Source organism: Streptomyces sp. NPDC026659, assembly GCF_040638245.1.
GTDB lineage: Bacteria > Actinomycetota > Actinomycetes > Streptomycetales > Streptomycetaceae > Streptomyces.
Genome location: NZ_JBEZXY010000006.1, coordinates 399,914 through 419,371, shown reverse-complemented (window position 1 = coordinate 419,371; position 19,458 = coordinate 399,914). Strand labels below are relative to the sequence as shown.

Below are 19,458 nucleotides of genomic sequence, written 5' to 3'. Positions count from 1 at the left end.
AAACGAGGGGAAAGTGCAACCCACCTAGGGCCTGTCTTTCGGATCAGGCCGCTCCAGCCGAGCGAGCTTTTCGGCCGACCCGAGCGGGGGCTGGTGCGTGCAGCTGCAAGGCGGAGGAGGGAGTCGACGCGGAGCGTCGGCGACCGACGACAACGCCGCAGATGTGCGTGCCAGCCCCCGCGACTCGGGCTGATCCGAAAGACAGGCCCTAGGGGCGCGGGGAACTGCGCGACCGGCCACAACGGACCGAAAGACGCCCACAGGCAGAACCATCACGCCCCCTCCGTCCGATCCGCAGCCATCCCGGCCGCGTCCAACAGGGCCGTCCCGACAATGAGATCCGCCCCACCGAACTCCGGGTCCTCCAGCTCCGTCCCGTCGTCCACGGCGAACAGCAGCTTCTCCTCGCCCTGCCGATAAGCCGTACCCACCGGAGGACTCGCCGCGTGAACAGCCAACAGTGCGACCAGATAAGGAAGTTCGGGATCCTGCCGACGCGCGTCCGCAAGCAGCCCCGACAACCGCCGCGGAGCGTCCGGCGGCAGCGAGAGCAACTCCATGGCCGCCCCCAACTGCTCCTCGCTGAACCGGCTGTCGTTGGGCGTCTCGATAAGATCCGGCTCCGGCATCTCCGCCCCGAGATGCTCCCGCTCGACAGGCGGCGTGAGCAGAATGTCCACGAGGTCGGCAACCCGCACGGACACCGGCGTACGCAACCCCGTCCCACGAGCGAAGAACGCATCGGTGACCCGGATCGCCTGCTCCACGGGCAACGGCAGCACCGGCGCGACAAGATGCCCGTACAGGTCGATGCCGGCGGAAGCCGTAGGCGTGGCGAACGCCTGCCGGTCCTGTTCGGCGCGGAAGAGCGGGCCCGCCTCCAGGAGGCGGGACTGGAGCTGGGTGTGGCGGCGGATGCAGTCCTTGACGATGTCGACCAGCTCGGCGGCGCGCCGCTTGTGCTCGGGCTCCTCGGTCTCGTCGCGGGCCTTGCGGATGTTGGTGAGGATCGCGTTCTCGTGGCGGTAGCGCTCGGCCACGTGGTCCAGGGCCTCGGCGATCATGTCGGGCACGGAGTTGAGCCAGTCGACCGCTCGGACGTTGCGCCGGGTGGCCTCCAGGGCGCGGCGCAGCGTCTCGGAGTACTGCACGGTGCGGTAGCGGGCCTGCTCGGCGGCGAGCTGGGCGTCGGCGAGACGGCCCCGGCTGATCAGCACCTCCAGCTTGACCTCGGCGGCGATCTGGGCGCTGGTGACGTCGGTGTCCAGGGCGCCGACGAGGACGTTGACCGCCTCGTCGGTGGTGCGCAGGTAGACGGTGCCGCCGGGGCCCGGGACCTCTTCGATCAGCTTGAAGTCGTAGTCGCGGCGCACATAGCTGCCGTCCGCCGCGAAGGTGCCGTAGACCGCGCGGAAGCCCCGGTCGGCGCTGCCGACGTTGATCAGGTTCTCCAGGACCCAGCGGGCCACGCGCTCGTGCTCGGGGGCGGGGCGGTGCGGGGCTTGGGCGGCGATGCGCGGGACGAGCCGGGCCACTATCTGGTCGTGGTCGGCGCCCGTGTCGAAGTCCATGTTGAGCGTGACCAGGTCGATGGCGGCGAGGGCCACCTCGGCCATGCCGTACACCGAGTACTCGCCGGCCAGGTTGGCCTTGCGCGCGTCCAGGTCGTGCAGCGGCGCGGTGCAGGCGAGCGCGCGCAGCCGCCGCGCCAGGCCCTCGTCGGCGGCAGGGCCCGGCGCCGGGCGCGGCGCCGCGCTGAGCTGGGGCGGAACGCTGTCCGTCGTTGCAGGCGAAGTCACGGTGCACAGATTAGGTCCTCGATCTGACAACAACCCAAACGGCGCAGAAGCGACGGACGTCACAGCGGCGCGAGACCACCCGCCCGGGGCGCCCAAGAGCCGGTCGTACGAGGGGTCATGGCGCCGGGGACCGGGTCGGGTGAACCGTGTCGGAGGGCCGCGCCACCGGCACGCGCCGGATGCCGGGGCGGGTGGTGGACACCGGTCGCGGCGGCGCCGGCGCGGCCAGCGCCCCCGCCGTCTCCGCCGACGCGCGCGCGTCCAGTTCCGCCCCCGTGCCGTGGCGTACCTCCTCGACGGCCAGGCGGAGCAGTCCGGGCAGCAGGTCGGTGGAGCGCCGGGCCACCCAGCCGGTACCCGCGGTGGCCAGCCACCACAGGCGGGCGGCGCGAGTCGGGGCGGGGTGTCCGGGGTCGGGGGACGGTGGGGCCCCGGTGGCGAGGCCCGCGCGGGCGAGTACGGCGTGGCAGCGGGCGGCGAGGTGCCGGTGCCCGCGTTCGCCGGGGTGCAGCCGGTCCGCGCTCCACAGGGCGGGGTCGGTGAGCCAGGCCCCCTCGTGCGCGTGCAGATGGACCGCGCCGTACCGGTCGGACAGCGCGTGTGTCACCGCGTTGACGGACCGCTGGCGCCGTGCCAGCGGGCGGGCGAGGGCGGCGGGCAGGCCGAGGAGCGCGCCGGGGTCGGGCAGGCAGAGGGTGAGGAGGGTGGCGCCCTGCCCGGTGAAGGCGGCGTAGACCCGGTCGAGCCCGTCGGCCACCTCACGGATGTCGAAGGAGCCGCGCAGCGTGTCGTTGACGCCGACCGCCACGGACACCAGGTCGGGGCGGAGTGCGAGTCCTGCCGGGGTCTGCCGGTGCAGCACGTCGCGGACGCGGGCCCCGCTGACGGCGAGGTTGGCGAACTCCACCCGCCCGGGGTCCTCCCTGAGCCCTTCCGCCAGCAGAGCGGCCCAGCCGCGCGGCCCGCCGGGAGCGGGGTCGCCCACGCCCTCGGTGAGCGAGTCGCCGAGGGCCACGTAGCGCAGGGTTCTCATACGGCCCCCTCCTCGCGCTCCCGCGCCACGCCACGTTCCCGTGCCACGCCCTCCCCCACGTCCGCCCGAGCCGTTCCGCCGCCGCCCCCGAGCACCGGTGCGTCATGAGCGGCCAGGAACGCCTCCACGGCCGCTCCCCACCCGAAGCACTCGGCACGCGCGCGTGCCGCCTCCCGCCGCACCCGCTCCGGCCGGGCGAGCAGCGTCTCCACGGCGTCGGCGAACCCCACGCCGTGGTCGGCCGCGACGGCGCCCGCCGACCCGACCACCTCGGGCAGCGCGGACGACGCGCTCACCGCGACGGGCGTCCCGCACGCCATGGCCTCCAGCGCGGACAGGCCGAAGGTCTCGGCCGGGCCGGGTGCCAGGCACACGTCGACGGCCGCCTGGAGCGCGCCGAGGGCGGCCCGGTCGCCGATGTGGCCCGCGAAGAGGACCGGAAGACCGCGTTCCCGCGCGCGTGCTTCGAGGCGGGCCCGCAGCGGCCCGTCTCCCGCCACCACCAGCACCGCCCGCCGCCCGCGCCGCAGGAGCACCTCCAGGGCGTCGAGCGCGGTGCTCGGCCGCTTCTCCACGGACAGCCGCGAGCACAGCAGGAGCAGCGTCTCGCCCCCGCGCGCGTACGCCGCGCGCGGACCGGTGTGCCGGAGCGCGGGGTGCCGTTCCGTCAGGTCGACGCCCAGCGGAGCGCGTACGACGTTGCGCGCTCCGACGCGCAGGAACTCGCGCGCGGCGAACTCGGTGGTACACACCACGCGCGCGTAGACGTGCGCGGTGCGGGTGTTGAGGGCGTCGGCGGCCCGCCGGGACAACTGCTCGGGCACGCCCCAGGTGCGCAGCACGCCGTCGGCAGTCTCGTGCGAGACCATGACGGCCGGCACCCGGGCGCGTCGCGCCCACCGTCCGGTCCAGCGCAGGGTCGTACGGTCGGAGACCTCCAGGCGGTCGGGGGCCAGCTCCTCCAGGAGGGCGGCCACGCGGGCCTGTCCGGTCAGGACGCGGTAGCCGCCGGTGCCGGGCAGCAGGGGCCCGGGGAGGGTGATGACGCGGCCCTGCTCGGTCTCGCGGTCGGTGTGCCGGTCGCCGGGGACGATCAGCACGGGTTCGTGGCCCGCCACGCGGTAGCCCCGGCCCAGTTCGCGCAGGGCAGTGCGCAGGCCGCCGGAGGCCGGGGCGACGAAGTTGGCGAGCCGCACGATGCGCAGCGGCCGGGCGATCGTGCCGCCGCTCATGCCGCCACCGCCGTACGGCGGGCCGCGAGGACGTCGGTGTAGTGGGCGATGAGGCGGTCTCCGACGGCGGCCCAGGTGCGCCGTTCGACCGCCGCCCGTCCGGCGGCGCCGTAGGCCGCCCGCAGCGCCGGATCGGCGGCGAGGGCGCGTACGGCGTCGCGCAGGGCGGGGGTGTCGTCCGGCGGGACGAGGAGTCCGGTGCGGCCGTGGTCGACGAGGTCGAGCGGGCCGCCGACGGCGGGCGCTACCACGGGCACCCCGCTCGCCATGGCCTCCTGAACGGTCTGGCAGAAGGTCTCGAAGGGGCCGGTGTGCGCGAACACGTCCAGCGAGGCGAAGATCCGGGCGAGTTCACCGCCCTCGCGGCGCCCGAGGAACACCGCGCCGGGCAGCGCCCCGGCCAGCTGGGCGCGGCTGGGTCCGTCGCCCACGACGACGACCCGTACGCCGTCCAGGCCGCAGACCCCGGCGAGGAGGTCGACGCGCTTCTCGGGGGCGAGACGGCCGACGTAGCCGACGATCAGCTCGCCGTTGGGCGCGAGTTCGCGGCGCAGCGCCCCGTCGCGCCGGTCGGGGCGGAAGCGTGCGGTGTCCACGCCCCGGGGCCACAGCCGCAGCCGGGGCACGCCGTGCGCGGCGAGGTCGGCGAGGGCTGCGGTGGAGGGGGCGAGGGTGAGGTCGGCGGCGGAGTGGACGGAGCGGATGCGCCGCCAGGCGGGCGCCTCACCGGCACCGAGGTACGTCCGCGCGTACCCGGCGAGGTCGGTCTGGTAGACGGCGACGGCGGGGATGCCGAGGCGGGCGGCGGCGGCCATGCCGCGTACGCCGAGGACGAAGGGACTGGCCAGGTGGACCAGGTCGGCGCGGTGCGCGGTGAGCGCGGCCGCCAGGCGTCTGCTGGGCAGCGCGACGCGGACCTGGGGGTAGCCGGGCAGGGGCAGGGAGGGGACGCGGACGACGGGGCAGGGCTCGGGGCCGAGCGGGGTGCCGGGCGCGGGAGCGGGGGCGACGACGAGGGGGGCGTGGCCGCGCTCGGCGAGATGCCGGGCGGTCTGGACGGCGCAGTGGGCGACGCCGTTCACATCGGGCGGAAAGGATTCGGTCACGATGACGACACGCATACGGCTGTTCTCGCCATGACAGGCGTGTCCGCGTCGACGTCGATCTGTCCGGGCGGGGAACGTCCCATGACGTTGGTCCGCGCGCGTCGGCCCGCATCAGTCCGCATCGACCCGCATCAGTCCGCGTCGGTCCGCATCGGCCCGCGCGCGGGGCCGGCGGTACGTGCCCGGCCGCTCGCTCCGGGGCCGGCCGGGGGTACGGCCGGCCCCGGGAGCCGTCACATGGCGGCCGCGTCCGGGCCGATGCGGCTGCGGACCGCCGTCTGGACCTCGGCCTCCTCGGCCGGGTCGGCGGCGAGGCGGCGCAGGCGCTCGACCACGCGGGCGTCGCCGGTCTCGGCGTGCCGGGCGGCCAGTTCGCGGGTGGTCTCCTCGCAGTCCCACAGGCATTCGACGGCGAAGCCGGTGGCGAAGGAGGGGTCGGTGGCGGCGAGGGCGCCGGCGGCGCGGCCGCGCAGATGGGAGGAGGCCGTCTCGCGGTAGACGTGGCGCAGGACGGGGGCCGCGCAGGCGATGCCCAGGCGCCCGGCGCCGTCGACCAGGGTCCACAGGGTGGGCGCGTCCGGCCCCTCGCCCCGTACGGCCTCGCGCAGGGCGCCGAGGACGAGGTCGCCGTCCTGGGCGGTGCCCCGGCAGGCGAGGACGCGTCCGGCGGCGGCGCCGAGCGCGTCGGGCCGCTCGGCCCAGCGGCGCGCGTGCTCCACGGCCGCCTCGGTCCGCATCCGTTCGAAGGCGTCGACGGCGGCCTCGACGACCCCGGTGGTGCCGTCGGCGACGGCGGCCTCGATCAGCGGGAGGGCCTCGGGGTCGGCGCTGTCGGCGAGATAGCGCAGGGCCGTGCAGCGGGCGCCCTCGGTGCCGGTGCGGGCGGCGCCCAGGATCTCCGCGCGGTCCTCCGGTCCGGCCACGGCGGCCAGACAGCGGGCGGCGGGGACATGGAGGGCGGCGCCGCGCTCCAGGCCCTGCTGGGCCCAGTCGAGGACGGCGGCCACGCTCCAGCCGGGGCGCGGTCCGCCGGGCCGCATCTGCCGCTGCCAGCGGTCGAAACTGCCCGCCTCCTGGGCGGTGCGCACCCGCGTGGCGATGGATGTGCGCGGGTCCTCGGCCCACAGCCGCCAGGGCCGGGGTTCGAAGGCGTCGCGCACGGTGGCGGCCAGCTCGGCGTCGCCCGCGGCGTCGGCGGGGAAGCGGGCCAGGACGGGGGCGGCGAGGGCGCGCAGGCCCGCGTCGTCGTCGCGCAGGGCGAGTTCGTCCAGGGCCCAGGCCCAGTTGGCGCCGTGGGCGGCGTACCGGCGCAGCAGCGCGAGTGCGTCCAGGCGGCCGTAGGAGGCGAGGTGGCCCAGGACGGCGAGGGCGAGTCCGGTGCGGGACTCGTCGCCGTCGAGGATGTCCTCGGCGCCGAAGAGGTGGGCCTCGATGGCGTCCAGCTCGCCGTTCAGGTCGAGGTAGAGCCGGGCGTAGTACAGGGAGCGGTTCTCCACCTGCCAGTCGTGGCGGGGGTCGTGGAGCACGCAGTGGTCGAGGGCTTCGAGCGCTTCCGCGCGGGGGGCGGTGAGCGCGTGCAGGGTGCCGTCACCGCGGCCCCGCTGCAACAGGCCCAGCAGGGTACCGCTGGGCGCTATGACCGGATCGAACATGGGAAACAGCCTCACATCAAGCGTCGACGCAACCGGGGAACACGCACTACCTGGCCGCGTGACACAACGTCGGAGCGCCCGCCGTCTCTTGCTTGCCGAAGACCATTTCTCTCTGCCTCTCGTAGGTGGCCCATGCGGACCGCGTCACGGACCGCGTGGTGCGGCAACTCCTGCCCCGCCCCCGCGTCCGTGAATCACGTCGTCATGATGACCCGCGGTCTGTGCTGCCGCGACCGTATTTCCGGCGGCTTGTACCGCCTCCCCCGCTGTTCGCACCACTCCCCCGCCGTCGCGCGCCGTGTCCGGCCGGGCGCTTCGCCCGTGTCCGTCCGAGGCGCGCGGCTCACTGTGCGCCGAAGCGCTCCAGGAGTTCGGTCCTGCCGAACATGCGCGCGGTGTCGACCGCCGAGGGCGTGCCCGCGGCCGGGTCGGCACCGGCCTCCAGGAGGACGTCGATCACCTCGGCCTCGGCCTTGAAGACGGCCCCGGCGAGCGGGGTCTGCCCCCGGTCGTTGATCCGGTCGGCGTCGGCACCGCGGGCCAGCAGCGCGCGGACGGTGCCGGCGTGCCCGTGGTAGGCGGCGAGCATCACCAGACAGTCGCCCCGGTCGTTGGTGAGGTTCGCCGGAACACCCGCGTCGACGTAGGCGACCAGCTCCTCGGTCCGCCCCCGCCGGGCCAGATCGAAGATCTTGGTCGCCAGCTCCACGACCTCGGGGTCGGGGGCTTCGCTCATCGGCCGGACCGCCTCTCGTTGCAACCGTTCAGGTGAATCGTCAGGGTACTTCCTCGTACCGGGCCGGACCGGGTGCGACCGAGGTGGGGGACCCGGCAGACCCGGTCGGACGCACCGATGCGGCCCCACGGCGCAGCGCGGGCTCGGCCACCCGGAGGAAAAGCGGCACTTTTCACCCAGTTGCACCTTTTATCGTATGGATACATCCTGTGATCCTGGAAGTACTCATGGTGACTGTCCCCCCTTACGACACCAGGAGGTCCCCCATGATTTTCTCCATGTCCGGCGTGGTCCTGCTCGGCATCATCGTCTTCCTCTTCTTCCGCAAGGACGGCCTCAAGGGCACGCACGCGTGCATCTCGGCGCTGTTCGGCTTCTACCTCGCGAGCACGGCCATCGCCCCGAGCATCAAGGCCGGCGGCGAGAGTCTGGCGAGCCTCCTCGGCGGCATCAAGTTCTGAAGCCCCTCCTCCCCCGAGGGCGGGCACCGCGCCGTCCGAGGGGGACCACCCCGCCCGTACGCCCCACCGCGCACCCCGCGCGTACGCACCACCGCGCACACCCCGCGCGTACGCACCCCCGCGCACACCCCGCCCCACTCGGCACCACGCACAGGAGACAGCAGTGGCCCGGCGCCCACTTCCCCGCATTCTGAGCAAGGACAGCGCGCAGCTCGCCCGCACGCAGCTCGCCCGGAGCCGGGACATGGCCCGGACGGCGGCCGACAGCGCCACCGACGTCCTCCACCCGCTGATCACCCTCTCGCGCGGGCTCGGCCGCCTCGCCGCGGCCGGGCGGCAGAAGTGGGCCGCGACGCCCAAGGACAAGCGCGGACCGCTGCTGTTCCTGGCGGCCGCCGTGGTCCTGGTTGTGGCGATGACGCCGTACGGCCCGCTGCTGGCCGCCATCGCCCTGATGGCGGCGGCCGCCTGGTACGGCCGCGACCGCACCCCCGCGAAGCCCGACGGCCCCGACCCGGCGCAGACCGAGCGGCTGCGCTCGCTGTACGAGGCCCTGGTGCCCGTCTTCTCGACGGCCGACGACCCGGCCCCGCTGTACGCGCACGGCGGCGAGTGGGAGAAGGTCCTCGCCGACCACGAGTTCGACGACGGCGGCCGCGTCGGCCACCTGGTGATCCGCTACCCCGCCTACTTCCCCGACGGCGACCCCGAGGCCCGTGCGCGGGTCGAGCGGCTGCTCGGCGCGAAGGCCGGCCGCGGCCGCGAGTACCGCTTCGACTGGGACGAGGAGGGCAACCGGCTCACCCTGTCCGCGCTCGCGCCGCTGCCGAGCGGGATCACCGCCCAGCGGTTCGTCACCGCGCCCGGCGAGACCGTGCTCGGCTTCACCGACCAGAGCGAGGTCCAGCGCACGCTCCCGCTCTCCTTCGAGGAGGAGGAGCGCGACGTGCCGCCGGTCGTCTGGCGCACCGGTGTCCGCTCCACCGAGCCGCATCTGCTGGCCATGGGCCACCCCGGCGGCGGCACCTCGACCCTGCTGCGCTCCATCGCGCTCCAGGCCCTCCAGCACGGCGACGTGCTGGTCGTCGACGGCGGCGGCACCGGCGAGTACGCGTGCCTGACCGGACGGGACGGCGTACTGGCCGTGGAGTGCGCCCCGGCCGGGGCGGTCGCGAGCCTGGAGTGGGCGGCGCAGGAGACCGAGCGGCGGCTCCTCGCGGTCAACCGGGCCCGGCAGGCGGGCGAGCCGATGCCCGAGGACACCCGGCGCCCGCTGTGGCTGCTGCTCGACCGGCCGACCGTGTTCACGCACCTCGCGGAGGCCGAGCACCGCACCGACCCGCAGGCGCTGCTCCAGGTCCCGCTGCGGCACGGCCGCGCGGCCAACGTCACGGTGGTCCTGGCCGAGCAGTTCGACAGCGCGGACAGCCTGAGCGAGGCCGTCGGCCGTCACACCCGCGCGCGGGTCGTGCTCGGCCCGGCGACCGCCCAGCAGGTGGCCGCGGTGCTGGGCGAACCCCCGCACACCACGCCGCCCGACCACGTCCCCGCGGGCCGGGGCTACGCCCGCCTCGGCTCTGGTCCGGTGCTCCGCCTCCAGGTCCCGGCCACGCCCGACCCGTACGACGACGCCACGGGCGAGACCGACCGGCAGGCGGTGCTGGCGCTGCTGCCGCCGCGCACGACACCGGCCGAGGCGGCGGAACCCGTGCCGTCGGCCCAGCCCATCGAGTCCGCCCGGCTCACCAAGTCCGACGACACCGTCGCCGCTCCCGTGGTGGCGGAGGCGGTCGGCGCCGAGTCCTGACGGGCGTACGACGCGGCAGGGCCGGACGGGATCAACTCCCCGCCCGGCCCTGCCGGTTGCTACGCCACTTCTACGCCGCTCCTACGCCACGAACGTGCGCGGCGGCTCCGCCCCGCCCCCCGCCCCCGTCTCCACCAGCCGCGCCGCCGCCGCGAGCCGTACCGCCGCCTCGTCCGCCACCGCGCCCCCGACGGTGAACGGCAGCCGCACATAGCCCTCGAAGGCACCGTCCACCCCGAAGCGGGGCCCGGAGGGCACCCGGACACCGACCCGCTCCCCCGCCTCGGCCAGCCGCGAGCCCGAGAGGCCGCCCGCGCGGACCCACAGGGTCAGTCCACCCTCGGGCACCTCGAACTCCCAGTCCGGCAGCTCGCGTCGGACGGCGGCCACCAGACAGTCGCGGTTCTCGCGGGCCTGCGCCCGGCGCAGCTCCACCGCCTCCTCCCAGCCGCCGGTGCTGAACAGCCAGTTCACCGCGAGCTGTTCGAGGACGGGCGTGCCGAGGTCGGCGTAGGCGCGGGCGGCGACCAGGCTCCGGATGACGTCGGGGGCGGCGCGCACCCAGCCGATGCGCATCCCGGCCCAGAACGCCTTGCTGGCCGAACCGACGGTGACGACGGTCGAGCCCGCCGGGTCGAACGCGCAGACCGGGCGCGGCATTTCGCGGCCCAGGTCCTCGTCGAACCACAGCTCGCTCATGGTCTCGTCGGTGACCAGGACCGTCCCCGCCGAGCGCGCCGCGTCGACCAGCCGTCGCCGCTGGTCCTCGTCGGCGAGGGCGCCGGTCGGGTTGTGGAAGTCGGCGACCACGTAGGCGAGCCGGGGCGCGGCCTCGCGCAGTACCTGGCGCCAGCGGTCGAGGTCCCAGCCGGTGAGCCCCTCGGCCATGGCGACGGGGACGAGCCGGGCGCCCGCCTCGCGCATCAGCTGGAGGATGTTGGCGTAGGAGGGCGACTCGACGGCGACCCGCTCGCCCCGGCCCGCGAACAGATGGCAGATCGCGTCCATGGCGCCCATCGCGCCGGTGGTCACCATGATCTGCTCGGGCATGGTGGGGATGCCGCGCGCGGTGTAGCGCTCGGCGATCATGGCGCGCAGGGCGGGGAGTCCGGCCGGGTAGTCGCCATGGGTGTGCGCGTACGGCGGCAGCTCCTCCAGGGCGCCCTGGACGGCGCGGGTGAGCCACGGCTCGGGGGCGGGCAGGGCCGCGCAGCCGAGGTCGATCATCGAGCCGAGCGTCTCGGGCGGCAGGGGTTCGAGGCCGCGCGCGGGCAGCGGGTTGCCCGCCGGGACGGCGGTCCAGCTGCCCGCACCGCGCCGGGACTCCAGGAAGCCCTCGGCGCGCAGTGCCTCGTAGGCGGCGGCGACGGTGGTGCGGCTGACGGACAGGGCGAGGGCGAGTTCGCGCTCGGCGGGCAGCCGCGCGGCGACCGGCACGCGGCCCTCCAGGACGAGCAGCCGTACGCCGTCGGCGAGGGCACGGTAGGCGGGCGGCCTACGGGTTCCGGGGCCCGCGGGACGCTTCTGCTGGGAGTTGAGGAGCCGCGCCAGCTGGGCGGCACCCACCGCCGAGGTCCACTGCGCCATGAAGATCAGTCCACCTTCCTCGGATTGGCCATGGATGACCGTCCCTACCGAGCCACAGAGTGACACGGGTCAGTCCACTGCTTCCACCCCAGGGGGGTATCCCATGTCCACTCGGGGCCGTCTCGGCCGACGCCTGGTCCAGCTCTACGGCGGCCTCGCGCTCTACGGCGCCAGTTCGGCGCTCCTCGTCCGCGCGGACCTCGGCCTGGAGCCGTGGAACGTGCTGCACCAGGGCCTGTCCCGGCTCACGGGGCTCAGCATCGGCGTCGTCATGACGCTCGTCGGCGCTCTCGTGCTGCTGCTCTGGATACCCATGCGCCAGCGCCCCGGCCTCGGCACGGTCTCCAACGTCCTGGTGATCGGCTTCGCCCTGGACGCGACCCTGACCGTGCTGCCCGCCGTGCACGGTCTAGTCGCACGGGCCGTGCTGCTGGTGGCGGGGATCGTCCTCAACGGCGCGGCGACCGGCCTGTACATCGCGGCGGCCTTCGGCCCCGGCCCGCGCGACGGTCTGATGACCGGGCTGCACCGGCGCACCGGCCGCTCGATCCGGCTGATCCGCACCTGCGTGGAGGTCGCCGTGGTCGTGACCGGCTTCGCGCTCGGTGGCACGGTGGGCGTCGGGACGGTCCTGTACGCGCTGGCGATCGGCCCGCTCGCCCAGTTGTTCCTGCGCGTGTTCGCCCTCCCGTCGAGCGGTCCCGCCACCGTGGTTGCCGCCGGGACACCCGCCCGCGCGATACTGCGCCCGTGACCTCGCGGATACGCCACCCCTACCTGGACCATCCCGCCCCGCTCGCCTTCGCCCACCGGGGCGGCGCGGCCGAGGGCCTGGAGAACACCGTCGCGCAGTTCCGGCGCGCGGCCGAGCTGGGCTACCGGTACATGGAGACCGACGTGCACACCACGGCGGACGGCCGGCTCGTCGCCTTCCACGACCCGACCCTGGACCGCACGACCGACGGCCGGGGGCGGATCGCGGACCTCCCCTGGCGGGAGGTGAGCGAGGCCCGGGTGGCGGGCAAGGAGCCGGTGCCGCTCTTCGAGGAACTCCTCGAGACGTTCCCCGAGGTCCGCTGGAACGTCGACCTCAAGTCCGAGTCGGCACTGCTGCCGTTCCTGGACCTGGTCGAGCGAACCGACGCCTGGGACCGGGTGTGCGCGGGCTCCTTCTCCGAGGCACGGGTGGTGCGGGCGCAGCGGCTGGCCGGGCCGCGCCTGGCGACCTCGTTCGGCACGCGCGGGGTGCTCGGCCTGCGGCTGCGCTCCTGGGGCCTGCCCGTCCCGGTGCGCGGCTCGGCGGTGGCCGCGCAGGTGCCGGAGGCCCAGTCGGGCGTCCCGGTGGTCGACGCGGCCTTCGTGCGCGCCGCCCACGCGCGCGGGGTGCAGGTGCACGTGTGGACGATCAACGAATCCGAGCGGATGCACCGGCTCCTGGACCTGGGGGTCGATGGCATCATGACCGATCACATCGACACGTTGCGCGAGGTCATGGAGGACCGGGGCGCCTGGGTCTGAACGCCCCGGAGTGCCCTCGCCGCCCGCCGCGCGCACGGCACTGCGGCGGGGAAGCGAGGGCGCGGGGTGGGCACCGACACCGTGCGGGCGGAGGTGGCCGACGAGGCCGCCGGACTGCGGCGCGAACAGCGCGGCTGGTACTTCTACGACTGGGCGTGCTCGGTCTATTCGACGAGCGTCCTGACCGTGTTCCTCGGCCCGTACCTCACCGCGGTCGCCCGCAACGCGGCCGACGCCGAGGGGTATGTGCACCCGCTGGGCATCCCGGTGCGCGCGGGGTCGTTCTTCGCCTACTCGGTCTCCCTGTCGGTGATCGTGGCCGTGCTGATCATGCCGCTGGTGGGCAGCGCCGCCGACCGCACCGGCCGCAAGAAGCCGCTGCTGGCCGCCGCCGCGTACACCGGGGCGGCGGCGACGGCCGGCATGTTCTTCCTGGACGGGAACCGCTATCTGCTCGGCGGAGCGCTCCTGATCGTGGCCAACGCGGCGCAGTCGATCGGGATGATGCTCTACAACGCCTATCTGCCGCAGATCTCCGCGCCCGCCGAGCGCGACGCGGTCTCCTCGCGCGGCTGGGCCTTCGGCTACGCGTCCGGCTCCCTGGTCCTCGTCGCCGACCTGGTGCTCTTCTCCGCGCACGACTCCTTCGGACTGACCCAGACGGAGGCCGTGCGGATCTGCCTGGCCTCGGCCGGGCTGTGGTGGGGCGCCTTCACGCTCGTCCCGCTGCGCGCCCTGCGCGACCGGCACACGCGGGTGACCGCCGCCGCGCCGACGGGCCTGCGCCAGCTCGCGGCGACCGTACGGGACATGCGCCGCCACCCGCGCACCCTGGCCTTCCTGCTGGCCTACCTCGTCTACAACGACGGCATCCAGACGGTGATCACCCAGGCGTCGGTCTACGGCTCGGAGGAGCTGCGCCTCGGCCAGTCCACGCTGATCGGCGCGGTCCTCCTCGTCCAGGTGCTGGCGGTGGCGGGCGCCCTGGCCATGGGGCGCCTCGCGCGGATCTACGGCGCGCAGCGCACCGTCCTGGGCTCGCTGGTGGCGTGGACGCTGACGCTGGGCGCCGGGTACTTCCTCCCCGCCCGGGTGCCGGTCTGGTTCTTCGTCCTCGCCGGCGCGATCGGGCTGGTCCTCGGCGGCAGCCAGGCCCTGTCCCGCTCGCTGTTCTCGCATCTGGTCCCGCCGGGCAAGGAGGCCGAGTACTTCTCGGCTTACGAGCTGAGCGACCGGGGTATGAGCTGGCTCGGCCCCCTGCTGTTCGGGCTGACCTACCAGCTGACCGGGAGCTACCGTTCGGCGATCGTGTCGCTGGTGGCCTTCTTCGTCGTCGGCTTCGTCCTGCTGGCCCGGGTGCCGGTGCGGCGTGCGATCGACGAGGCGGGGAATCCGGTTCCGGACAGGATTTAGCGTTCCACACGAAAGGGCGGTAGTGTACGCGTTTGGCCTGCCAGGCGTACCGTTACTGCGCGTCAAAGTCAGCGAAACGCTGAGTGACATCTGCTGTCAGATGTGACAAACCGGGCGCCTGTGGGTAGAACAAGGGGCGGCTACGACGGCGACGCATGACCCTGAACGGGAATCTTTACCGCCGACCGGACGTTGACCGGATGACGACGACAGCGACACCTGTCCTGTGGGCGACAAGCCCGGGAGGCACGATTCATGAGTGAGCGAGCTCTTCGCGGTACGCGCCTCGTGGTGACCAGCTACGAGACGGACCGCGGCATCGACCTGGCCCCGCGCCAGGCCGTGGAGTACGCATGCGAGAAGGGGCATCGTTTCGAGATGCCCTTCTCGGTCGAGGCGGAGATTCCGCCGGAGTGGGAGTGCAAGGTCTGCGGGATCCAGGCACTCCTGGTCGACGGCGACGGCCCTGAGGAGAAGAAGGCCAAGCCCGCGCGTACCCACTGGGACATGCTGATGGAGCGGCGCACCCGCGAGGAGCTCGAAGAGGTCCTCGAGGAGCGCCTGGCGGTCCTGCGCTCGGGGGCGATGAACATCGCCGTACACCCGCGCGACAGCCGCAAGTCCGCGTAACCCCTCCGGGGGCAAGCACGCGAGAGAACCGCGGGCGCCGTACATCTTCGTGATGTACGGCGCCCGCGGTTTTTCATGTCTCCACCTGTGGGTCCGCGTGTCCGGCCGTGCGGATACGGCCCCGGCCGCGCTCAGCGGTTCAGGGGCGGGCGCGGTCCGTCCGGGGCGTCGTCCCGGCGCTCGCGGATGACCTCGCCCTGGACGACCTTGCCGTCGGGGCGGTGGATGCGGGCCTGCTGGAAGGCGTCGCCGAGGGAGCCCGGGGCGGCCACCCGCAGCTTGCGCTGGACCAGGTGCTCGGTGCGGCGGCGTACGAGGGTCTGCACCGGGGGCAGCAGCAGGAGGAGTCCGACCGCGTCGGAGGCGATGCCCGGGATCATCAGCAGCAGACCGGCGAGCATCAGCAGGCCGTTGCCGCCGCCGGACGTGGGAGCGGTGCCCTCCGAGGGGGCGGTGCCGCGGCGCAGGGCCTCGTCCAGGTTGCGGAAGGCGCGGCGCCCCGCGCGCTTGACGACGACGGCGCCCGCGACGAAGCCCGCGACCAGCAGCAGGAACACGGCGAGACCCCCGGCCGCGTCCGCGACCAGTATCAGCAGCCAGATCTCCAGCACCAGCCAGGCGGCGATGCCCAGCGGCAGCCAGCGGCGCAGGGCCGAGCGCCGGAGGCGTCCGGTCTGCGGAGGGGTGGGTGCTGCGCCAGTCGTCATGCTTCCAGTGTGCCTGGGCCCGGCTCAGCGTGGGATAAGGGGGTACTTGTCCGCGCTGAGCCGGTCCCGGCGGGGCCTACTTGCCCTCGACGGCGCCCTTGGCGCCGCTCTTCGTCTCGCCCCCGACGGCACCCTTGGTCCCGCCCTTGGCGGCGCTCCTGCCCTTGAACTTGTTCACCCGGTCCCCCACGCCCCACGCGGTGACCCGCCACAGCGCCTCGACCAGGATGTCCTTGCTCATCTTGGAGTCGCCGAACTCGCGCTCCACGAAGGTGATGGGCACCTCGACCACGTGGTAACCGGCCTTGACCGAGCGCCGGGCCAGGTCGACCTGGAAGCAGTAGCCCTGCGAGGCGACCTCCTCCAGGCCGAGCCCCTCCAGGGTCTCGCGCCGGAAGGCGCGGTAGCCGCCGGTGATGTCGCGCAGCGGCAGGTCCAGGGCGAGGCGGGAGTAGAGGCTGCCGCCGCGCGAGATGGCCTCGCGGGACTTGGGCCAGTTGACCACCCGGCCGCCGGGCACCCAGCGGGAGCCGAGCACCAGGTCGGCGCCCTTGAGCGCGGTGAGCAGGCGGGGCAGCTCCTCGGGCTGGTGGGAGCCGTCGGCGTCCATCTCGACCAGGACGCCGTAGCCGTGCTCCAGGCCCCACCGGAAGCCCGCGAGGTAGGCGGCGCCCAGGCCCTCCTTGCCCTTGCGGTGCAGCACCTTGACGTGGTCGTCCGCCGCCGCCAGCTCGTCGGCGAGCTTTCCGGTGCCGTCGGGGCTGTTGTCGTCCGCCACGAGTACGTGTGCTTCAGGGACGGCCTTGCGCACCCGGCCCACGATCGTCTTGATGTTCTCCGCCTCGTTGTAGGTCGGAATGATCACCAGGACCGTGCCGAGCGGACCGAACTGCCTCCCCCGGGCCGTGGCCTCGAGGGTCTCGCCGTCGTTCACTGCTGCCCCTTCATGTCGTACGCAGGCGTCCACCATAGTGGTCACGGCCTGCGATGACGTGACAGCACATTCCTCTGGTGGTGTCGATTGCGCAAGAGTTGGGTAGGGATGGGTTTTTCGTCACCGCCATCCACCGCGAACGTTCGCTGCGGATGGGGGCCCGGCGCCCTTCGGGCCGGCCTGGGACCCGCCGGCTGCGGGTCGACCTAGAGCCGTTGTCTACTGAGCGACCGGGCCCCACCCGGGTCACACCTGGCCGGCCGGCGGAGCGTTCCCCCGTCGGCGCGGGCGCTGAGCCTGGCTCCCAGTGACGGTGCCCCCAAGCGGCACACCGTCCCTGACCCAGCGGCGCTGCGACGAGTACGCGAACACTCGGCGGCCGGGCGTCCGGTGGTGGACGCGGCCGAACCTACCGGCCCCCGCCCTTCGACTGTCAACAGCCCTGTGGCCTGCGCAAACGCCGACGGAGGCGGGGCTTGTCGCAAGGATGCGCAGGTCGGGCGGCGGTGCGGCGGCGCGGACGCCGGCCGGCACCGCCGCCGTAGATCACTCGCCCGGCCGTACGTACACGGTCCGGCCGCCCACCACCGTGCGCAGACAGACGGGCAGTTCGCGGTCGAGGCCCAGGTCAGGCAGGCCGGGGGTGCCGGAGCGCGGGTCGGTGGACCAGCGGGCGACCCGGTCGTCGGGGGCCTGGACGACCAGTTCGCCGGTGTGCCAGACGGCGTAGTCGGCCGGGGCGCCGGGCACGAGCACGCCCGCGTCGTCGCGGCCGATGGCCCGCCAGCCGCCGCGCGTGTGCGCGGTGAACGCGGCGCGCACCGAGATCCGGTGCTCCGGGGTGCGGTGGAAGGCGGCGGCGCGGACGGTGCCCCAGGGGTCGAGCGGGGTGACCGGGCTGTCCGAGCCGAAGGCGAGCGGCACCCCGGCGCGCAGGAGGGCGGCGAAGGGGTTGAGCGTGCGGGCCCGCTCGGCACCGAGGCGCCGGGCGTACATGCCGTCCTCGCCGCCCCAGACCGCGTCGAAGGCGGGCTGCACGGAGGCGATCAGGCCCAGCTCCGCGAAGGCGGCGACGGACTCGGGGGTGAGCATCTCGGCGTGCTCGACGCGGTGCCGGGCGGCCCGGACGCGGGCGAGGCCGACCTTCTCGGCGGCGGCGCGCATCCCTTCCACCACGGCGCTGACGGCGGCGTCCCCGATGGCGTGGAAGCCCGCCTGGAGGCCCGCCTCGGTGCACGCGACGACATGGGCGGCGACGGCGTCGGCGTCCAGGTAGGCGGTACCGGTGCGGCCGTTGTCGGCGTACGGCTCGTGCAGGCAGGCGGTGTGGGAGCCGAGGGCGCCGTCCACGAAGAGGTCGCCCGCCGCGCCGAGGGCGCCGAGTTCGCGGGCCTTGTCGACGTCCTGCTCGGCCCAGTAGCCGATGACACGGGGGCCGTGCCGTTCGGCGGCGAGCTTCAGCAGGCCGGTGAAGTCGTCCTCGGAGGAGATCGTGGGACCGCCGCACTCGTGCACGGAGCCGATGCCGAGGGAGGCGGCGCGGTCGAGCGCCGCGCGCTGGGCCTCGGCGCGCTGGGCGGGGGTGAGCGCGGCGAAGGCGGCCTCGCGGACGGCGTGGTGGTCGTCGGCGGTGAGCGGCGCGTCGGCGCGGTTCACGGCGGCGGGTACGAGGTCCAGCAGGGCGGTGCTGACGACGGCCGAGTGGACGTCGGCGCGGGAGAGGTACAGGGGGCGGCCGCCGGTCGCGGCGTCCAGCTCGGCGCGGGTCGGCGGGCGGCCGCCGGGCCAGCGGGCGGCGTCCCAGCCGTGGCCGAGGAGCACCCGGTCGGCGGGGCGGGCGGCGGCGAACGCCCGGACCCGGTCGAGGGCCGCCTCCAGGGACGGCGCGTCCGACAGGTCGAGCCCGGTCAGGGCGAGACCGGTGGCCGTGGTGTGGACGTGGGCGTCGGTGAAGGCCGGGGTGACGAGGGCGCCGTCGAGGTCGATCACCTGGTCCACACCGTCGGCGAAGGCGTCGGCGGCGCCCTCGGAGCCGACCCAGGCGACCTGGCCGCGCTCCACGACCATCGCCGTGGCGAAGGGGTCGGCGGGGCTGTGGACCTCGCCCCGGCGCAGCAGGACGGTCTCGGGGTCGCTCGTGGGGTCGGCGCACTGGTCACTCATGTCCCACAGTCTCTCGCGTGCGCGCGGGAGGGCGGGAACCGGGGCGGACGGGACCGATGGGGGCCGACGGGGGTCAGATCCTCGGCGGACGCGCCTCGTACGGCGTGGAGAGCACGACCGTGGTGCGGGTGGAGACCCCGGCCAGCGAGCGCAGCCGGGCGAGCAGCTCCTCCAGCTCGTGCGGGGTGGCCACGCGCACCTTGAGGATGTAGTTCTCGTCCCCGGCGACGCTGTGACAGGCCTCGATCTCGGGGACACCGGCGAGCCGGTCCGCGATGTCGTCCGGGGCACTGGGGTCGAAGGGTTTGACCGAGATGAAGGCGGTCAGCGGCAGCCCGACGGCCTCGGGGTCGACGACGGCCGCGTAGCCGCGGATGACGCCCCGCTGTTCGAGCCGGCGCACCCGCTGGTGCACGGCCGACGTGGACAGGCCCGTGGCCTTGCCCAGGTCTGTGTAGCTCATCCGCCCGTCCTTGACGAGCAGCTGCACGATCTGTCGGTCCAGCTCCTCCATGTCGCAAGAACCTACAGGCCGCACGATCCTTTCCGGTACCCGAGCTGCGCAGGTCATGCGGGGTACGCTCACACCGTCATGTGACGAACACCACAGGACTTGTGCGCGCTGCGTGATGTTCTCACGATTACCGCCGAGAGTGGACGGGAAGTGCTTGCTGTGGTCG

The 19,458-nt window shown here is 74.3% G+C and carries 17 protein-coding genes; 6 read left to right on the top strand and 11 right to left on the bottom strand.

The genetic code is table 11. The features are described 5' to 3' along the window. Positions 1 to 272: 272 nt before the first annotated feature. The 6 genes from AB0E91_RS18300 to AB0E91_RS18275 all read right to left on the bottom strand — a co-directional run bounded on the left by AB0E91_RS18300 (position 273) and on the right by AB0E91_RS18275 (position 7,558). A complete protein-coding gene (locus AB0E91_RS18300; protein WP_361782359.1) occupies positions 273 to 1,799 on the bottom strand; it encodes a hypothetical protein in 1,527 nt (508 codons plus the stop codon). Positions 1,800 to 1,914: 115 nt separating this feature from the next. Then, positions 1,915 to 2,832, bottom strand: a complete 918-nt coding sequence (locus tag AB0E91_RS18295) for an SGNH/GDSL hydrolase family protein (RefSeq protein ID WP_361782356.1) — start codon at positions 2,830 to 2,832, stop codon at positions 1,915 to 1,917. Then, positions 2,829 to 4,064 (bottom strand): glycosyltransferase, encoded by a 1,236-nt coding sequence (locus AB0E91_RS18290; RefSeq protein ID WP_361782353.1) that lies wholly within the window; start codon positions 4,062 to 4,064, stop codon positions 2,829 to 2,831. Before AB0E91_RS18290 ends, AB0E91_RS18295 begins: the two co-directional genes overlap by 4 nt. Continuing rightward, a complete protein-coding gene (locus AB0E91_RS18285; RefSeq protein ID WP_361782350.1) occupies positions 4,061 to 5,185 on the bottom strand; it encodes a glycosyltransferase family 1 protein in 1,125 nt (374 codons plus the stop codon). The genes AB0E91_RS18290 and AB0E91_RS18285 overlap by 4 nt, the downstream gene beginning before the upstream one ends. Before the next feature lie 218 nt (positions 5,186 to 5,403). Next, positions 5,404 to 6,822, bottom strand: coding sequence for a HEAT repeat domain-containing protein (locus tag AB0E91_RS18280; protein WP_361782347.1), 1,419 nt, complete (start codon positions 6,820 to 6,822; stop codon positions 5,404 to 5,406). Positions 6,823 to 7,165: 343 nt separating this feature from the next. Then, the gene (locus AB0E91_RS18275; protein ID WP_361782344.1) at positions 7,166 to 7,558 is read right to left on the bottom strand and encodes an ankyrin repeat domain-containing protein; all 393 of its coding nucleotides are present in this window, start codon (positions 7,556 to 7,558) and stop codon (positions 7,166 to 7,168) included. A 266-nt stretch (positions 7,559 to 7,824) separates the two neighbouring features. Here AB0E91_RS18275 and AB0E91_RS18270 point away from each other — a divergent pair, with 266 nt between their 5' ends. Both AB0E91_RS18270 and AB0E91_RS18265 read left to right on the top strand, forming a co-directional pair. Further along, on the top strand, positions 7,825 to 8,019 hold the full coding sequence (locus AB0E91_RS18270) for a hypothetical protein (protein ID WP_361116755.1): 195 nt from the start codon (positions 7,825 to 7,827) through the stop codon (positions 8,017 to 8,019). Positions 8,020 to 8,182: 163 nt separating this feature from the next. Further along, positions 8,183 to 9,826, top strand: a complete 1,644-nt coding sequence (locus tag AB0E91_RS18265) for a hypothetical protein (protein ID WP_361782340.1) — start codon at positions 8,183 to 8,185, stop codon at positions 9,824 to 9,826. Positions 9,827 to 9,907: 81 nt separating this feature from the next. Here the strand turns inward: AB0E91_RS18265 and AB0E91_RS18260 are convergent, their stop codons facing one another. After that, entirely contained in the window at positions 9,908 to 11,413 is a 1,506-nt protein-coding gene (locus tag AB0E91_RS18260; protein WP_361782337.1) for a PLP-dependent aminotransferase family protein, read from the bottom strand. 103 nt (positions 11,414 to 11,516) lie between these two features. On the opposite strand from AB0E91_RS18260, the gene AB0E91_RS18255 reads away from it, so the two are divergent. From AB0E91_RS18255 to AB0E91_RS18240, 4 genes are all read left to right on the top strand, one after another. Beyond that, positions 11,517 to 12,167 carry a hypothetical protein gene (locus tag AB0E91_RS18255; RefSeq protein WP_361782334.1) on the top strand — a complete coding sequence of 217 codons (651 nt, stop codon included), beginning with the start codon at positions 11,517 to 11,519 and terminating at the stop codon, positions 12,165 to 12,167. Next, on the top strand, positions 12,164 to 12,931 hold the full coding sequence (locus AB0E91_RS18250; RefSeq protein ID WP_361782331.1) for a glycerophosphodiester phosphodiesterase: 768 nt from the start codon (positions 12,164 to 12,166) through the stop codon (positions 12,929 to 12,931). Before AB0E91_RS18255 ends, AB0E91_RS18250 begins: the two co-directional genes overlap by 4 nt. 66 nt (positions 12,932 to 12,997) lie before the next feature. After that, the gene (locus AB0E91_RS18245) at positions 12,998 to 14,344 is read left to right on the top strand and encodes an MFS transporter (RefSeq protein ID WP_361782328.1); all 1,347 of its coding nucleotides are present in this window, start codon (positions 12,998 to 13,000) and stop codon (positions 14,342 to 14,344) included. A 255-nt stretch (positions 14,345 to 14,599) separates the two neighbouring features. Continuing rightward, positions 14,600 to 14,974 (top strand): RNA polymerase-binding protein RbpA, encoded by a 375-nt coding sequence (locus AB0E91_RS18240; protein WP_361116736.1) that lies wholly within the window; start codon positions 14,600 to 14,602, stop codon positions 14,972 to 14,974. A 131-nt stretch (positions 14,975 to 15,105) separates the two neighbouring features. On the opposite strand, the gene fxsA is transcribed toward AB0E91_RS18240, so the two are convergent. From fxsA to AB0E91_RS18220, 4 genes are all read right to left on the bottom strand, one after another. Next, positions 15,106 to 15,681: an FxsA family membrane protein gene (gene fxsA, locus AB0E91_RS18235; protein WP_361782324.1), complete on the bottom strand. Its 576-nt coding sequence runs from the start codon at positions 15,679 to 15,681 to the stop codon at positions 15,106 to 15,108. 76 nt (positions 15,682 to 15,757) lie between these two features. Next, complete coding sequence (locus AB0E91_RS18230; RefSeq protein ID WP_361782321.1) at positions 15,758 to 16,615, bottom strand: polyprenol monophosphomannose synthase; 858 nt, start codon at positions 16,613 to 16,615, stop codon at positions 15,758 to 15,760. Between the two features lie 546 nt (positions 16,616 to 17,161). After that, positions 17,162 to 18,778, bottom strand: coding sequence for an amidohydrolase (locus tag AB0E91_RS18225; protein ID WP_361782318.1), 1,617 nt, complete (start codon positions 18,776 to 18,778; stop codon positions 17,162 to 17,164). Between the two features lie 73 nt (positions 18,779 to 18,851). Next, entirely contained in the window at positions 18,852 to 19,292 is a 441-nt protein-coding gene (locus tag AB0E91_RS18220) for an Lrp/AsnC family transcriptional regulator (RefSeq protein WP_018548954.1), read from the bottom strand. Positions 19,293 to 19,458: the final 166 nt, after the last annotated feature.

Bases quoted from the DNA above. Each gene is read 5' to 3' on its own strand.
- AB0E91_RS18225 (WP_361782318.1), bottom strand. From the start codon at position 18,778: ATGAGTGACCAGTGCGCCGACCCCACGAGCGACCCCGAGACCGTCCTG.
- AB0E91_RS18220 (WP_018548954.1), bottom strand. From the start codon at position 19,292: ATGGAGGAGCTGGACCGACAGATCGTGCAGCTGCTCGTCAAGGACGGG.
- AB0E91_RS18270 (WP_361116755.1), top strand. From the start codon at position 7,825: ATGATTTTCTCCATGTCCGGCGTGGTCCTGCTCGGCATCATCGTCTTC.
- AB0E91_RS18280 (WP_361782347.1), bottom strand. From the start codon at position 6,822: ATGTTCGATCCGGTCATAGCGCCCAGCGGTACCCTGCTGGGCCTGTTG.
- AB0E91_RS18295 (WP_361782356.1), bottom strand. From the start codon at position 2,832: ATGAGAACCCTGCGCTACGTGGCCCTCGGCGACTCGCTCACCGAGGGC.
- AB0E91_RS18285 (WP_361782350.1), bottom strand. From the start codon at position 5,185: ATGCGTGTCGTCATCGTGACCGAATCCTTTCCGCCCGATGTGAACGGC.
- AB0E91_RS18260 (WP_361782337.1), bottom strand. From the start codon at position 11,413: ATGGCGCAGTGGACCTCGGCGGTGGGTGCCGCCCAGCTGGCGCGGCTC.
- AB0E91_RS18255 (WP_361782334.1), top strand. From the start codon at position 11,517: ATGTCCACTCGGGGCCGTCTCGGCCGACGCCTGGTCCAGCTCTACGGC.
- AB0E91_RS18290 (WP_361782353.1), bottom strand. From the start codon at position 4,064: ATGAGCGGCGGCACGATCGCCCGGCCGCTGCGCATCGTGCGGCTCGCC.
- AB0E91_RS18240 (WP_361116736.1), top strand. From the start codon at position 14,600: ATGAGTGAGCGAGCTCTTCGCGGTACGCGCCTCGTGGTGACCAGCTAC.
- AB0E91_RS18275 (WP_361782344.1), bottom strand. From the start codon at position 7,558: ATGAGCGAAGCCCCCGACCCCGAGGTCGTGGAGCTGGCGACCAAGATC.
- fxsA (WP_361782324.1), bottom strand. From the start codon at position 15,681: ATGACGACTGGCGCAGCACCCACCCCTCCGCAGACCGGACGCCTCCGG.